We start from the raw sequence: 13972 nt of genomic DNA, 5'->3' as shown, positions 1-13972 counted from the left end.
TTGGCAATCTGAGAAGGTAATTCCCAACTCCATTCTGCTCGTATATTGCAACCACACCTCTTGCATCTCCTCCGATAGCCACTCTCGCAGATGAAAAGCCTCCTATCGCATAGTTTCTTGCAATAGCTGCTCCCCCCACTGCAAAATCAAAGGAAACCGCAAGGCCCCCGCCTCCAGATACAGCGCAATTGCCAATCCGCCAAATGCAGAGAAAAGACTGGCAGATGCTCCACCCAGAGAAAGCAGAAGAGAAAGCGCTACCCCTCCCAAGCTGAAAAGTCCGATTGAAACTCCACCAATGGCCAACACTCCGATTGCCACATTCACGACTGCAATGATGCCTTTTGCAACTCCAAACGGACGCGTATTTATGTGGATGAAAGGCAGGCCTAAAACAGTTGACTTTGAAATGAACTCATAACCGGCGTGGCCTCCGATACCGTAAGTCCGAGATAGCCTCGTGTGAACCTGGGTGTAAGTGGATTTCCTCTCTTCTATGAATTCTCTGGCATACGCAGAAGGGTCTCCCAGCACTTCAAAAGGGTTCTCTTTACCGCTGTCGAAGACCTTGTTTTGGATATCGTAGTTCATTTCTCTTCTAATTTTCTCTTTCGATTCTCTGTCGGCACTGATAGTGCTCAACGCGATTCGAATATACTGAGAGATTCTTTTCTCACTGATCATCTCTTCCCCCGGTTTCAGACCCGACAAGATCGGGAGATTCCGGATCAGTCATACGCCTTCATTATCTCCCTATCCTCTTTCATCAGGTGTTCCGCTTTTTCATACATGTCTGATTTCTCCCAGAATGAAAGCTTCTCGTGGGCAGTGAGATATTTCATTGGTATGGGATGAGTCCCGATCACGACTGGAATCTCATAGTAACTCTCAATGAACTCCTTGAAATGACTTAGTCGTGGACAAGGTGGATAACCCACCACCGTTCCCGTTGCGAGATGAATTACTTCGGCTCCGTTCTTGATCATCTCTTGAGGCACGTATTCTACATTTCCCCCCGGACAGCCTCCGCAATAAGAATAACCGACAAGAACCAGTTCTTCTTCATCAGGATAAATGGAAAAACCACCCACATGTTCTCTCATTGCTCTGAGACACTTCCCTCCCCCACAACTCTGATAGCGACCACAAATGATTATTCCGATTTTCTTCACAGAGACACCCCTTTCTAACGTGAAATACTTATCATCATCATTATAGCAATTCATGATGCTTTAGCTTCTTCGGTAAATGCTACTACTATTGCCTATCTCGAGAAATAGCTGTATAATTCAACGGTTCATTTTTTGGAGGTCGATATGAAGGATTTCACTAAGCGAATGCTTTCCATTGCGATACCAATAACACTTCAAAACCTGATGTCTAGCGGCCTCAATCTCGTTGATAACCTCATGATTGGACAATTAGGCACAACCGCAATAGCTTCCGTGGGTCTGGTGAATCAGGTGGTTTTCATCCTCAATATTCTCACCTTTGGAGTTTCTAGCGGAGCCGGAATATTCGTTTCGCAGTACTGGGGAAAAAGAGACGAAAAGAACATCGAGAAGACGCTCGGGCACATTCTCTACATTACCATGGGAGCCGCCGTTGTATTCTTTGTGCTGTTGTTCTTTTTCCCCGAAAGAGTATTAATGATCTTCACTACCGATACTGAAGTAATAAGAACCGGCGCGACATATGCAAGGCCAGTAGCCTTTTCAACGTTCCTGACATCATTTTCTTTTATTATCGCGATGGCTTTGAGAACAGTGGAAAAAGCCAGAATCCCTATGTATGTAAGTCTTGTCGCTCTGTCGATTAACACAGTGGTGAACTACGTGCTGATTTTTGGTTTTGGGCCAATCCAACCTCTAGGTGTTTATGGAGCATCACTCGCAACTCTCCTGTCAAGATTTGTGGAGTTCGTGATTTTTGTCAATATTGTCTTGCGAAGGAAAACCCCCGTAAGGCTTTCAAAATTCGCCTTCAAGTTCGAAGCACCGTTTTTCAAAAGGCTTATGAAATATGCTACTCCGGTGATAGTAAATGAGTTTCTGTGGAGCCTGGGTATTACAATGTACTCGCTTGTCATGGCAAGAATGGGTACTGAGTTTATAGCTGCCAGGAATATCTCTAGCACCATCGAAAACTTCGGGTTCGTCATTTTTGGTGGATTAGCTTCAGCGACAGTTGTCATGGTTGGAGCAGAACTGGGAAGGAATAACTTCACTCAGGCAAAGTATAACGCAAAGAAGTTGCTTCAGCTTACTGTGATGACCGCAGTGGCAACCGGCCTTATCATCATTCTGCTTTCGAGGATCATCGTGAATTTCTACAATATTGATCAGGGACTTAAGAATATTGTCCTAACCATAATTATCATTGTGGGCATCTCCCAGCCAATCAAAATGTTTAATGCAGTGAACATCGTCGGGGTTCTCCGAAGCGGAGGAGACACCAGAGCAGCTATGATCATCGAGATTGCATCGCTTTGGGGAGTGGGAATTCCTCTTGTGGCCGTCACCGGACTGGTACTGAAATGGCCGCTCACTCTCGTCTACGTCGCGATGATGATTGAAGAGCTCTTCAAGGCAATTCTGGGAGTCAGAAGGACCTTGACCTGGAAGTGGCTGAAAAACGTTGTTGATTAGGAGCAACCCGGATCAAAAAAGGCCGAGTAACAGTCTCTTCGGCCCTAGATAAACTTGTCATGCAAGCTGCTTCTTACTCAGGTCTGCAGAAACCTAAGGAAGAGCTGAGCGTAAATTCTTGCCACGAGAAGAACATCTTCAATCGATATCCTTTCATTTGGCTGATGGGCCAGTTCAACGTTTCCGGGCAACAAAGCTCCGAAAGCCACGGCATTTGGTACTGCCCGGGCGTACGTACCTCCACCAATAGCTATCGGTTCTTCATCGTGTCCCGTCACTTCCTTATATACTTCCCTGCACATCTTTACCAATTCCGAATCGGGAGATACATAAAGCGGCTTCTGGTGATGGTAGGTTTCGACCCGGAATCCATTGAAAGCCTCTTCAATCTGCGATCTTATCATTGCTTCATTGAAGAAAACGGGGTATCTGATGTTAATTACCAGCTTCAGGACTCCGGCTTGAAGCCTGAGAGTTCCCATATTGAGAGTCAATTCTCCAGACATCGAATCCCTTCCGGAAATTCCTAACGATTCGCCATAGAATTCGTAACCAATCTTGTTTCTTATTGTACTCAAGAGCCTCTTCATCTCGGAATCCTCCAGGGGAAGCTCCGCGAGAAGATCTACCAGAGCTGCCAATGCGCTCTGCCCTTTATTTGGGGTTGATCCGTGAGCGGAGATTCCCGTTATCGAAATCTCAACTCTTCTATCCGACTTATTTATCTCTAGTTTAGTATTATTCTTCGGTGAGAAGGAGCGAATTTTCTCTAGAATCTCGTCGTCTGCACCCCTGAGAACGACCTTTGCTGACGAAGCAACCATGTTTGGTGCTTCTCCGGCAGTCAAGTTCTCGATTACCAGCCCTTTCTCTCTACTGATGGCAGGTGCTGAAATCCCGTAATTCACTATTCCTTTCTCCGCAAAAATCACAGGAAAATCGGCATCGGGTGTCACAGAAAAATCTGGGATCTCTTCGTGCTTGACATAGTACTTCATACACTCCCAGCCAGTTTCTTCGTTTGTTCCGAAAATAAGCCTAATTCTCTTGGAGGGCTTCTTAACATAGTTCTTTATTGCCTTGAGAGCATAAAGTGCTGCAATCATAGGGCCTTTGTCATCCTGAGTTCCTCTTCCCCAGATCTCTCCGTCCTTCACCAGGCCGCTGTAAGGTGGAACTTCCCAACCTTCTCCTTCTGGAACTACATCAAGGTGACCAAGAACACCGAAAGTCTCGCCCAATCCATAATCTACTATGCCCACATACCCATCGGCGTTCCTTGCCTCAAAGCCTAGCTTCTGCGCCAACTTGATAGTTTGATCAAGCGAATCCCTTACCCCTTTGCCAAAGGGACCGCCATCCACCGGAGTATCCTGAACCGACTTGATTTTAATTGAATCGGATATTGATCTTACCAGTTCCTCCTTCAGGGAAATCACAATTTCGTCAAGTTTTCTATCCACTTTTCTCCTCCTTACACTATTATCTCTTTTATTTCCTGTGACTCTCCTCTTTTGCATAATAGAGTTCCCTCACTACTTGCCACCAAAATATAGCCATCAATACCGGATATTGCCAGCTTCTTCTGTGTGTGATTGATCAGCAAACAGTTTTTCACCTCTCTTGTTGAGAATTCTCCTTCAATTGCGTTCCCGTTCTTGTCTTTAATTAGCAAATCATAAACCGCATCCCAGGACCCTATGTCATTCCAGTAGAAATTCCCCTGCACAGTAACAACTCTAGAAGACCTTTCCATTAGACCGTAGTCAATCGAAATCTTCGGAAGTCTCTCATAGATCTCTTCGATTTCTTCGGGCCTGTCTTTGATCTCGCAGATTACAGAAAATAGATCGGGGAAGTTCTCTGAAAGCTCTGAATCAAAAACGCTCTTCCTCCAAACAAACATCCCCGAATTCCAAAGAAACCTGCCTGACCGAAAATACTGCTGAGCAGTCTCGTAGTCAGGCTTTTCGTGGAACTTCTTCACCGCATAGACCTCATCGTTTTCATCAACCACATTTCCCCTCTCTATGTATCCATAGCCTGTGTAGGGATGTGTGGGAGTTATTCCTATAGTAACAAGCGATTCGTGAGACTCAGCAAATCTGATCGCCGTCCTTAACGTCTTAAGAAAATTTTCTTTATCTCTTATTACGTGATCTGCGGGAACAATAACCATAATGTCTTCGGGAGAAAACCTACTGCTCCCGAGAGCGATGGCGGGAGCAGTGTTTCTTCTCATCGGCTCGAAAATCACATTTTCACTCGGGAAGAGAGGCAGATAGTACTGCATAAGAGGATATTGCTCTCTTGTAGTAATTATGATTGTCTCGTCGGTAAGCTCTTCCATTCTTTCGATAGTCTCTTCAATCATCGTTTTGTTTGACCCAAACTTGTGAAATTGCTTGGGTCTTTTTTTTACGCTAACAGGCCAAAGCCTTTCCCCTATTCCCCCAGCCATTATTAGAGTCTTGACCATGCACATCTCTCCTTCCCGATAGATCCGATATCTATAGCATACCAGAAAGGTAGAGCTTTACCCGGCAAAGGCGGAGAGGTAATTTTTCGGAAAAATCGTGTATAACAGAATAGAAAGAGAGACATAGAAACTATTGTTCGACCCTGTACGTTTCTAATTAGCGCCGGCGAGCTTTGATAAAGTTACAGTTTGAAGGCAAAATAAATGAAGGGGGTGTTGTTTTGGAAAAGACGATGGTTAGAGTGAGAATGAGTCTTCATGATGCTCATTACGGGGGAAACCTTGTTGATGGAGCAAGAATCCTTCAGATGTTCGGAGACGTGGCTACTGAGCTCTTGATTACAAGCGATGGCGATGAAGGGCTTTTCAAAGCCTATGATAACGTTGAGTTTCTCGCTCCCGTCTACGCAGGGGATTACATTGAAGCAACAGGGGAAATTGTCTCTAGAGGCAACACATCTAGAAAGATGACATTTCAAGCCTTCAAAGTTGCTCAGGCAAGACCTGATATCAATAATTCCGCGGCTGAGAGCCTTTCTGAACCTGTCCTAGTATGCAGAGCTAGTGGTACATGCGTAGTACCCAAGAACAAGCAGAGGAAAAACGATGGATAAGTTGATAATCACTGCAGCTCTTACCGGTGCAGAAGTCACGAAAAAACAACAACCGGCGCTACCGGTTTCTCCTGAAGAAATCTCGGAGGCAGCATACGAGTGTTTTCTCTCAGGAGCGAGCATTGTCCACGTTCATGCAAGAGACTCGTCGGGAAAGCCCACACAGGATCGTGAAATCTATAGAGAAATTATGGAAAGAATCAGAAGCAAGTGCGATCTGATATTCCAGCCATCCACCGGTGGAGCAGTATGGCATAAAGTGGAAGAGAGATCTCAACCTCTTGAGATCAATCCGGAGATGGCGACCCTCTCTGCCGGAACGTGCAACTTTGGAGATGATGTCTTCTTCAATTCAGAGAAAACAATGGAGTATTTCGCTCTGGAGATGAAAGAGAAAGGAATAAAGCCTGAGATAGAGGTATTTGAAAGAGGCATGATAGAAAATGCTCTACGTTTGCAAAAAAAAGGACTGTTAGGAAGCCCAATACACTTTGACTTTGTTCTTGGTGTTCCGGGTGCCTGCCCAGGGAATATCGAAGACCTGATTCACATGGTTAACAATATACCGACTGACAGTACCTGGACCGCAGCAGGAATTGGTAGGCATGAGCTCCCTTTGGCAACAGTTGCCATCCTGATGGGAGGACATGTTAGAGTGGGATTTGAAGACAACATCTACTATAGAAGGGGAGAGCTTGCGGTTTCTAACGCTCAGCTGGTGGATAGAGTAGTGAGAATCGCAAAAGAGTTGGGCAGAGACATAGCAGCTCCTAACGAAGCAAGAGAAATACTTGGAATTAGGAGGAAAGATAAATGAAGGGATGTCCATTTGGGAGCCATAGAGTTATTGAGCCGCTCGGATTCCTCCCTCAAGCAGCGAGAAAAATTGACAACTCAGAGGATCTTTATGACAACGAAATCTCCGTTGATGTGGAAACCCTTAACGTTGACTCCGCTAGTTTCACCCAGATGAGAGAAGCTTGCAAAGACGATGAATTGGGAATCGCTGCCATGATAATTGATATAGTCAACAATAGGGGGAAGCTTCAGAATCCAGTTACAGGCTCAGGAGGAATGCTAATTGGTCGAGTCTCGCGGATAGGAGAAGCCCTTAAAGACCGTAAATTAGAAGTTGGCGACAGAATTGCCTCACTTGTTTCGCTATCCTTGACGCCGCTGAAAATCGAGAGGATTCTGAAGGTGCATCTCGAAAAAGATCAGGTGGATGTCGAAGGGAAGGCTATACTGTTTGAGAGTGGGATATACGCAAAACTGCCATCAGATATTCCCGCTAAGATGGCCCTTGCAGTTCTGGACGTTGCGGGAGCTCCGGCGCAAGTCGACAAGCTTGTGCAGCGTGGTATGAGTGTAGCAATACTTGGGGGTGGCGGAAAATCCGGAGTGTTATGTTGCTACCAAGCGATGAAGAAATGCGGTGACTCAGGAAAAGTGATTGTAGTAGAATATTCTGAAGAAAATGCGAAGAGGATCCAAGAGCTTAACCTTGCCCATGAGGTAGTTATTGCAGATGCAACAAAGCCTCTTGAAGTCTACAATAAGATTCACGAACTGACAGCAGGTAAGCTCTGTGATGTGGTAGTAAACAATGTGAATGTTCCCAACACTGAGATGAGCTCGATACTCGTTACCAAAAACGAAGGCATAGTTTATTTCTTCAGCATGGCCACCTCCTTTACCAGAGCAGCCCTAGGAGCAGAAGGTGTCGGGAAGGATATTACCATGATCATCGGGAACGGGTATACCAAAGGCCACGATGAGCTTGCGTTGGACATTTTGAGAGAATCAGACAGTATTAGAAGGCTTTTTCAGAAGCTATACATTTGAGGTGGAGCAATGCGAGATTACAGGGAAATTCCAATGTGGAAAGAGGTTACTACTGCTCAATGGAGTGACTGGCGCTGGCAGGTAGCCAACAGAATCAAGACTGTTGAAGCTCTCAGGCAGATAATCGAAATCACCGAAGAAGAAGCCCTCGGAATTGCCGAGTGCCTTAGAACACTTCGAATGTCAATTACACCGTACTATGCAACTCTCATGGACCCAATCAATCAAAGATGCCCGATAAGAAGGCAGGCAGTTCCCACGGACAAGGAACTGAGAATCGACAGATGGGATATGATTGACCCACTTCATGAAGATGAAGACTCTCCGGTTTCGGGACTCACTCACAGATACCCCGACAGGGTCCTCTTTCTAATTACAGACCAGTGCTCGATGTACTGTAGGCATTGTACACGACGAAGATTTGCCGGTCAACTCGATAAGCCAAGAACGAGAAAGGAAATTGACGATGCACTTGAATACATTAGGCAAACCCCAGAGGTAAGAGATGTGCTGCTCTCCGGAGGAGATGCATTGCTTGTAGGAGACGAATATCTCGAGTACATTCTTAGCGAGCTGAGAAAGATCCGCCACGTGGAGATAATCAGAATTGGCACCAGGACACCTGTCGTTCTTCCCCAACGAGTGACTCCCGAACTTGTAGAAATGCTGAGAAAATACCACCCGATTTGGATTAACACTCATTTCAACCATCCACTGGAGATCACTCCCGATTCTACGAGAGCATGCGAAATGCTCGCTGATGCAGGAATACCGTTGGGAAATCAATCCGTTCTCCTTCGAGGAGTGAATGATTCCCCCTACATAATGATGGAGCTCGTACACCAGCTTGTCAAAATACGAGTTAGACCCTATTACATATATCAGTGCGATCTCTCTCAAGGAATTGGCCATTTCAGAACTTCCATAAGGAAAGGAATAGGAATCATGGAGTCTTTGATTGGAAATACTTCGGGACTATGCGTCCCAACGTTCGTGGTCGATGCCCCCGGCGGAGGCGGTAAGATTAGAGTGATGCCCCAGTACAACATCTCCGAGTCAGATAGAGTAGTCGTTCTAAGAAATTATGAAGGGGTAATAACCACGTATCATGAGCCGGAGGATACTTCCAGCGACGTTGATGACAGTCTCTATAAAGAGAAATACGAGTTTACGGGTGTCTCCGACCTTCTTTATGGAAATTCCATGAGTTTCGAACCCACGACCCTTCAGAGAAGAGAAAGAATTAAGAAGTGGAAAGAAAAGAAGGTGAAGAAATGAGATTTCGAGATTTCTATGAAGGCAAAAGTTTCTCTACAAAGAGAGTGATCACAACAGCTATGGTAGATTCATTTGCCGAGTTGACTGGCGACAAGAATCCTGTTCATACTGACGAAGAATTCGCGAAAAACACACGTTTTGGAAGGAGGATAGCTCACGGGATGCTTTCTGTAGGAATCATCTCGGCCATCCTTGGAAATGACTTTCCTGGACCGGGTTCTATCTACATGAAACAAGAAGTCAAGTTCTTGAAGCCAATCTTTTTGGAAGAGGAAGTGAAGATCACTATCGAAATCCTCGAAAAGAACGAAGAGAAAAAGAGACTACTGGTTCGTACAACTGTCGAGAAGAGCAATGGAGAGAAGGCAGTTGACGGCGAAGCATTGCTGCTCTTCACTGGAGAATGAGACCTCCCATCAGCGTCATTGAATTAACCGATGGAATTGAAACAGTATCCGTGATCGGCCTGGAAAAGAACACCGGTAAGACGGTCGTACTTAATCGGCTGTTGAGAGAGTTTAGAAAAGAGGGAGTCTCTGTTGGACTGACATCAACGGGACTTGAAGGTGAGAAGATAGACCAGATTTACCTGAATAAAAAGCCCGAGATCAATGTCAGTAAAGGCACTTATTTCGCAACATCCGAGAAGGACTTCCACAACCGACGGTTTTCCGCCACTGTGTTAGACCTGAGGGATTACAGATCCCCTCTCGGCAGAACGGTCTTCGCAAGAGCAGAGACTGCTGGGAAAGTAATAATTTCGGGGCCATCTATTTTGGACTATCTGTGCGAAACTGTAAAGACGTTGAAATCCTATGGCTGTGATAAGGTTCTTATAGATGGTTCTACATCGAGACTTAGCCCCGGAGCTCCACGAATATCGGACGGAATAATCCTTGCAACCGGTGCAGCTCTGTCGATGAACTTAGAAGAATTAGTAAGAAAGACACGTTTTGCGGTGAAGCTGATCTCTCTTCCCGGTGCAGAAAGAGAGCTCCGAAATCGCCTACTCCCCCTCGAGATCGGTGTATGGATAGATGATAATGGGGTCTTTGAAAGACTATCCTCCTCATCCTTGACAGCATCGTACTCAAGCACAGATACTGTGGGGAAAACAATCTACATAAACGGATCACTGACATCTTCCGTTTTGCTTCGTCTTGCAGAACCCGGAACGAGAGTAGTAATTAGAGATTTTTCATGTATTTTCGTTGACGAACAAACTCTCGTGAAGTACGAAAGATCCGGAGGAAGACTTGAAGTTGTTTATCCAGCCAATCTCATCGCGGTAACGGTGAACCCTTATTCGCCAACAGGTTTCAGTGTCAAGTCAAGAGAGCTTGTAGAAGCCCTGGAGAAGTTTATCAGTGTTCCCGTAATCGATGTTCTGGAGGAGACGGCAAATTGAAATACCTTGACTGCGGATTTGAATACATAATCTCTCTCATTGAGCCAATAACACCTATTGGAAGAGAGGCGCTGCGTAATCTCACCTTTCTTACCAACAGAAAGTCAATAGAAGAAATTCACAGAAGGCAAGAGGAGATTCTCAAGAAGGAAGAGATCGTACCTTCACTTAAGCGAATTTTATCAAGGATCCGGGATGTTAGGGGTACAATCTCAAACCTCTCCGGTGGAAATTTGCTTGAGGATATAGAGCTCTTTGAAATCAAGAGCTTCACTTACTGGTGCGAAAAGCTAAGGGAAGAACTAGGAACTTGCGGCTCATGGATGCAACTTCCATGCCTTTCGCCCGTGTTTTCAATTCTAGACCCTGATAATTCCCAAACAGAGAGCTTCTATATCTCCAATAACTTCGACGATGCACTCGGTGAGGTTAGGAAGGAGCTTCACAGGTTACAGCGTATAGGTGGAGAACATACCAAGAGTCTTGATGAACTTGTTCAGAAGAACTTCGAGATTGAGAGGAGGGTGAGAGCCGATCTTTCGGATAGACTAAGAGAGTATCGTGACGTCCTCGAGGAAGCGATTAACAAGACCGGAAACATAGACCTAGTAATCGCTCTCACCGATCTGAATAAGAAGCTAGGCTTGAGGAAACCAGAAATCTCTTCTGGAGAGTATGAGTTCGAAGATCTCTTCAATCCAGAGATATCCGAGAGCCTCAGAAAAAAGGGGAAGGAGTTCCAGCCATTTTCAGCAAACTTTGGACGAAAGGTTGTCATCGTTGGCGGTAACATGACCGGGAAATCCGTTCTTCTCAGGAGTGTCGCTCTTCTTCAAACAATGTTTCAGTACGGTCTCTTTGTTCCTGCAAATAAAGCTTTTATTCCCGTGTACGAGTCGGTGGTTTATTTCAGCGGGGACAAACAGTCTTTCACCGATGGGCTGTCGTCGTTTGCGGGAGAAATTCAACACCTGAAAGAAGCAATAGAGATAGTTCAAGCGGAAATCGCGGGCCTGTTCCTGTTCGACGAGATCGGTCGGAGCACTAATCCTGTTGAAGGTCCCGCTTTCTTGATAGCCTCTGCCGATTATCTCGGTCGCAACCCCAAGTGCCGCTCCATTTTCACATCTCATTACGAGGAGGCACTCCAAATCAACTCCGCCCAGTTATTTATGATTAAAGGTGTTGATCACCACAGAATTGAAACCGAAAGAGACAGGGAGATTTCTTACTACGTTGACCACTCACTTATAGAAATGAGGGACAAAGTAATCTTTCCGAAGGAGGCTATTGCAATCGCCCGTATTATGGGACTTGACAAGGAATTCATAGAGCTGATAAAAGGCAGTATTGTGGGAGGCTGTGAATGAAAGGAAAACTGAACTTAGACTGGAATAAAGTAGAAGAAGCGCGGAATTACTCTCGAAAGATAGCTGACGCAGTGCACAATTTCGTCAACGAACATACTACAGTAAGTGTAGAGAGAGCAATATGTAGGCTTCTCGGGATAGATGGAGTCGATGAGTACGATGTTCCAATGTCAAACGTAGTTGTCGATCACCTCAAATCCGCGAACCTATTAAGCGAAGGCGCAGCATACGCAATAGGCAATGCCATACTCGTAACCGGTCTCTCTCCACAGAGAATTGCCGAGGAGATCTCACATGGCAGACTTGACCTAAGAAGTCTCGGTTACGGACCTGAAGTCGAAGTCTTTGGAGCTATCGACGGTTTAGTGGAAGAGACAGTTGAGAAGATTCGCTTGAATCGAGTTAAGCGCGACTCTCTTATACAGGAGCTGGGCGAAGGCAAGAAACCTTATCTCTACGTGATAGTAGCAACTGGAAACATTTATGAGGATGTGGTTCAAGCAAGGGCGGCAGCAAGGCAAGGCGCCGACATAGTAGCAGTAATCAGATCGACGGGGCAGAGCCTTCTGGATTATGTCCCCTTTGGACCGACAACGGAAGGCTTCGGTGGAACATACGCCACTCAAGAGAATTTCAGAATAATGCGGTCTGCGCTTGATGAAGTTGGAGAAGAAGTAGGAAGATATATCAGGCTCTGTAATTATTGCTCCGGACTTTGCATGCCGGAAATTGCGGCAATGGGAGCTATTGAAAGACTTGATGTAATGCTAAACGATGCACTCTATGGGATCCTCTTCAGAGATATAAACATGAAGAGGACCATAATCGACCAATACTTTTCAAGGGTCATTAATGGATTCGCCGGAGTAATAATCAATACCGGTGAAGATAACTACCTCACTACGGCCGATGCTTATGAAGAAGTACACACGGTACTGGCTTCCCAGTTCATAAACGAAAGGCTGGCATTAATGGCAGGTATTCCCGAGGAACAGATGGGTCTTGGGCACGCTTTCGAAATGGATCCCTCAATAGAAAACGGCTTCCTGTACGAACTTGCTCAAGCGCAGATGAGCCGGGAGATATTTCCGAAGGCGCCACTGAAATACATGCCTCCTACAAAGTTCATGACAGGAAACATCTTCATGGGTTACGCTCAGGATACTCTTTTCAATGTGATTTCCATCATGACTAATCAGGGTATTCAACTTTTAGGAATGCTTACTGAAGCGATTCACACTCCCTTCATGAGCGATAGGTACCTTGCAATTGAAAACGCACGGTACATATTCAATAACCTGCGAAATCTCAGTGATGAGATAGTATTCAAAGAAGACGGCATAATCCAGGAAAGAGCTTCCAGAGTGTTAGATGAAGCCGTGGATCTACTGAAGGAAATTCAATCAGTAGGTTTGTTTGAGACACTAGAGAAGGGAACTTTTGCAAACATAAGGCGATCACTCCACGGCGGGAAGGGACTGGAGGGAGTCGTAAAAAAGGGAAACAGCTACAGGAATCCATTTATCGAGAAGATGCTTGGAGGGAGTTGTGATGGATAAAAACTCATACAAAAAGAATGATCTTCCGGCTGCAGTAGATCTCACCAGGATCACTCCCTACGGAGACACGATGAACGACGGCAAAGTTCAGCTGAGTTTCACCCTTCCTGTCCCATTTGGTCCCGAGGCCGATGAGGCTGCTAGATTATTGATGCGAAAGATGGGCCTAAAAAATCCTCAGATCTCGTTTTCAAGAGAGATGACGACCGGATTCACTTTTTTTGTAGCATACGGAGAATCCTCCCATTCAGTTGACTACACTTCTATTAGAGTTCCCAAGATAGCAATGGAGAAACTGTCTATGGAGGAGATCGACAGGTTCATTGAAGAGCGGATAGGGAGAAAGGTAGTTGTGGTTGGAGCTAGCACGGGATCGGACGCTCACACTGTTGGCATTGACGCAATAATGAATATGAAAGGCTTTGCAGGTCACTATGGGTTGGAACGATACAGGAACATTGATGCTCACAATCTAGGTAGCCAGGTCCAAAACGAGGAGTTGGTAGCAAGGGCAATTGAACTAAAAGCCGATGCTATTCTGGTATCTCAAACTGTAACTGCCAAGAACGTTCATCTGAAGAATATGACTGCCCTTGTGGAGCTTCTTGAAGCGGAAAACATTAGAAAGAAGATCGTCTTGGTGGCAGGTGGAGCAAGAATAACTCATGAACTGGCAAAGGAATTAGGATACGATGCGGGATTCGGGCCAGGCACTTTTGCTGAAGATGTAGCAAGTTTCATTGTCCACAAACTCGAGTCTGTGGTCTGATA

14 protein-coding genes are annotated in these 13972 nt (G+C 45.5%); 10 read left to right on the top strand and 4 right to left on the bottom strand.

The features are described 5' to 3' along the window. Positions 1-102 precede the first annotated feature (102 nt). Together B3K91_RS11850 and B3K91_RS11845 are read right to left on the bottom strand one after the other, a co-directional pair. On the bottom strand, positions 103-684 hold the full coding sequence (locus tag B3K91_RS11850) for a hypothetical protein (RefSeq protein WP_292589477.1): 582 nt from the start codon (positions 682-684) through the stop codon (positions 103-105). Positions 685-728: 44 nt separating this feature from the next. After that, the gene (locus B3K91_RS11845) at positions 729-1172 is read right to left on the bottom strand and encodes a CGGC domain-containing protein (RefSeq protein WP_214059733.1); all 444 of its coding nucleotides are present in this window, start codon (positions 1170-1172) and stop codon (positions 729-731) included. A 144-nt stretch (positions 1173-1316) separates the two neighbouring features. On the opposite strand from B3K91_RS11845, the gene B3K91_RS11840 reads away from it, so the two are divergent. Continuing rightward, entirely contained in the window at positions 1317-2648 is a 1332-nt protein-coding gene (locus B3K91_RS11840; protein ID WP_214059734.1) for an MATE family efflux transporter, read from the top strand. 77 nt (positions 2649-2725) lie between these two features. Here B3K91_RS11840 and pepV read toward each other — a convergent pair whose 3' ends face one another. Both pepV and B3K91_RS11830 read right to left on the bottom strand, forming a co-directional pair. Then, complete coding sequence (pepV, locus tag B3K91_RS11835; protein ID WP_292589474.1) at positions 2726-4111, bottom strand: dipeptidase PepV; 1386 nt, start codon at positions 4109-4111, stop codon at positions 2726-2728. A gap of 11 nt (positions 4112-4122) precedes the next feature. After that, positions 4123-5127, bottom strand: a complete 1005-nt coding sequence (locus tag B3K91_RS11830) for a mannose-1-phosphate guanylyltransferase (RefSeq protein ID WP_292589472.1) — start codon at positions 5125-5127, stop codon at positions 4123-4125. Between the two features lie 233 nt (positions 5128-5360). On the opposite strand from B3K91_RS11830, the gene B3K91_RS11825 reads away from it, so the two are divergent. Genes B3K91_RS11825 through B3K91_RS11785 form a run of 9 tightly spaced genes read left to right on the top strand, consistent with a single transcriptional unit; the run spans position 5361 to position 13970 of the window. After that, the gene (locus B3K91_RS11825) at positions 5361-5741 is read left to right on the top strand and encodes a hotdog domain-containing protein (protein WP_214059743.1); all 381 of its coding nucleotides are present in this window, start codon (positions 5361-5363) and stop codon (positions 5739-5741) included. Beyond that, positions 5734-6558 (top strand): 3-keto-5-aminohexanoate cleavage protein, encoded by an 825-nt coding sequence (locus B3K91_RS11820; RefSeq protein WP_292589468.1) that lies wholly within the window; start codon positions 5734-5736, stop codon positions 6556-6558. Before B3K91_RS11825 ends, B3K91_RS11820 begins: the two co-directional genes overlap by 8 nt. Then, positions 6555-7586, top strand: coding sequence for an L-erythro-3,5-diaminohexanoate dehydrogenase (locus B3K91_RS11815; RefSeq protein WP_214059738.1), 1032 nt, complete (start codon positions 6555-6557; stop codon positions 7584-7586). Before B3K91_RS11820 ends, B3K91_RS11815 begins: the two co-directional genes overlap by 4 nt. Before the next feature lie 9 nt (positions 7587-7595). After that, a complete protein-coding gene (gene ablA / locus B3K91_RS11810; protein ID WP_214059739.1) occupies positions 7596-8864 on the top strand; it encodes a lysine 2,3-aminomutase in 1269 nt (422 codons plus the stop codon). Beyond that, complete coding sequence (locus B3K91_RS11805) at positions 8861-9271, top strand: MaoC family dehydratase (RefSeq protein ID WP_214059740.1); 411 nt, start codon at positions 8861-8863, stop codon at positions 9269-9271. Before ablA ends, B3K91_RS11805 begins: the two co-directional genes overlap by 4 nt. Continuing rightward, positions 9268-10272, top strand: coding sequence for a hypothetical protein (locus tag B3K91_RS11800; RefSeq protein WP_214059741.1), 1005 nt, complete (start codon positions 9268-9270; stop codon positions 10270-10272). The genes B3K91_RS11805 and B3K91_RS11800 overlap by 4 nt, the downstream gene beginning before the upstream one ends. Then, complete coding sequence (locus B3K91_RS11795; RefSeq protein ID WP_292589465.1) at positions 10269-11642, top strand: MutS-related protein; 1374 nt, start codon at positions 10269-10271, stop codon at positions 11640-11642. The genes B3K91_RS11800 and B3K91_RS11795 overlap by 4 nt, the downstream gene beginning before the upstream one ends. Then, the gene (locus B3K91_RS11790) at positions 11639-13201 is read left to right on the top strand and encodes a lysine 5,6-aminomutase subunit alpha (protein WP_292595270.1); all 1563 of its coding nucleotides are present in this window, start codon (positions 11639-11641) and stop codon (positions 13199-13201) included. The genes B3K91_RS11795 and B3K91_RS11790 overlap by 4 nt, the downstream gene beginning before the upstream one ends. Next, positions 13194-13970, top strand: a complete 777-nt coding sequence (locus B3K91_RS11785; protein ID WP_214060352.1) for an OAM dimerization domain-containing protein — start codon at positions 13194-13196, stop codon at positions 13968-13970. The genes B3K91_RS11790 and B3K91_RS11785 overlap by 8 nt, the downstream gene beginning before the upstream one ends. Positions 13971-13972: the final 2 nt, after the last annotated feature.

The organism is Mesotoga sp. UBA5847 (genome assembly GCF_002432735.1).
Classification (GTDB): domain Bacteria; phylum Thermotogota; class Thermotogae; order Petrotogales; family Kosmotogaceae; genus Mesotoga.
The sequence above is the reverse complement of the archived record's forward strand: the minus strand, read 5'-3'. Positions and strand labels throughout refer to the sequence as shown.

What these genes read in the sequence shown, in the direction of transcription:
- B3K91_RS11850 (WP_292589477.1), bottom strand. Translation starts at nt 684, where the DNA reads ATGATCAGTGAGAAAAGAATCTCTCAGTATATTCGAATCGCGTTGAGC.
- B3K91_RS11840 (WP_214059734.1), top strand. Translation starts at nt 1,317, where the DNA reads ATGAAGGATTTCACTAAGCGAATGCTTTCCATTGCGATACCAATAACA.
- B3K91_RS11830 (WP_292589472.1), bottom strand. Translation starts at nt 5,127, where the DNA reads ATGGTCAAGACTCTAATAATGGCTGGGGGAATAGGGGAAAGGCTTTGG.
- B3K91_RS11825 (WP_214059743.1), top strand. Translation starts at nt 5,361, where the DNA reads ATGGTTAGAGTGAGAATGAGTCTTCATGATGCTCATTACGGGGGAAAC.
- B3K91_RS11820 (WP_292589468.1), top strand. Translation starts at nt 5,734, where the DNA reads ATGGATAAGTTGATAATCACTGCAGCTCTTACCGGTGCAGAAGTCACG.
- B3K91_RS11815 (WP_214059738.1), top strand. Translation starts at nt 6,555, where the DNA reads ATGAAGGGATGTCCATTTGGGAGCCATAGAGTTATTGAGCCGCTCGGA.
- ablA (WP_214059739.1), top strand. Translation starts at nt 7,596, where the DNA reads ATGCGAGATTACAGGGAAATTCCAATGTGGAAAGAGGTTACTACTGCT.
- B3K91_RS11805 (WP_214059740.1), top strand. Translation starts at nt 8,861, where the DNA reads ATGAGATTTCGAGATTTCTATGAAGGCAAAAGTTTCTCTACAAAGAGA.
- B3K91_RS11800 (WP_214059741.1), top strand. Translation starts at nt 9,268, where the DNA reads ATGAGACCTCCCATCAGCGTCATTGAATTAACCGATGGAATTGAAACA.
- B3K91_RS11790 (WP_292595270.1), top strand. Translation starts at nt 11,639, where the DNA reads ATGAAAGGAAAACTGAACTTAGACTGGAATAAAGTAGAAGAAGCGCGG.
- B3K91_RS11785 (WP_214060352.1), top strand. Translation starts at nt 13,194, where the DNA reads ATGGATAAAAACTCATACAAAAAGAATGATCTTCCGGCTGCAGTAGAT.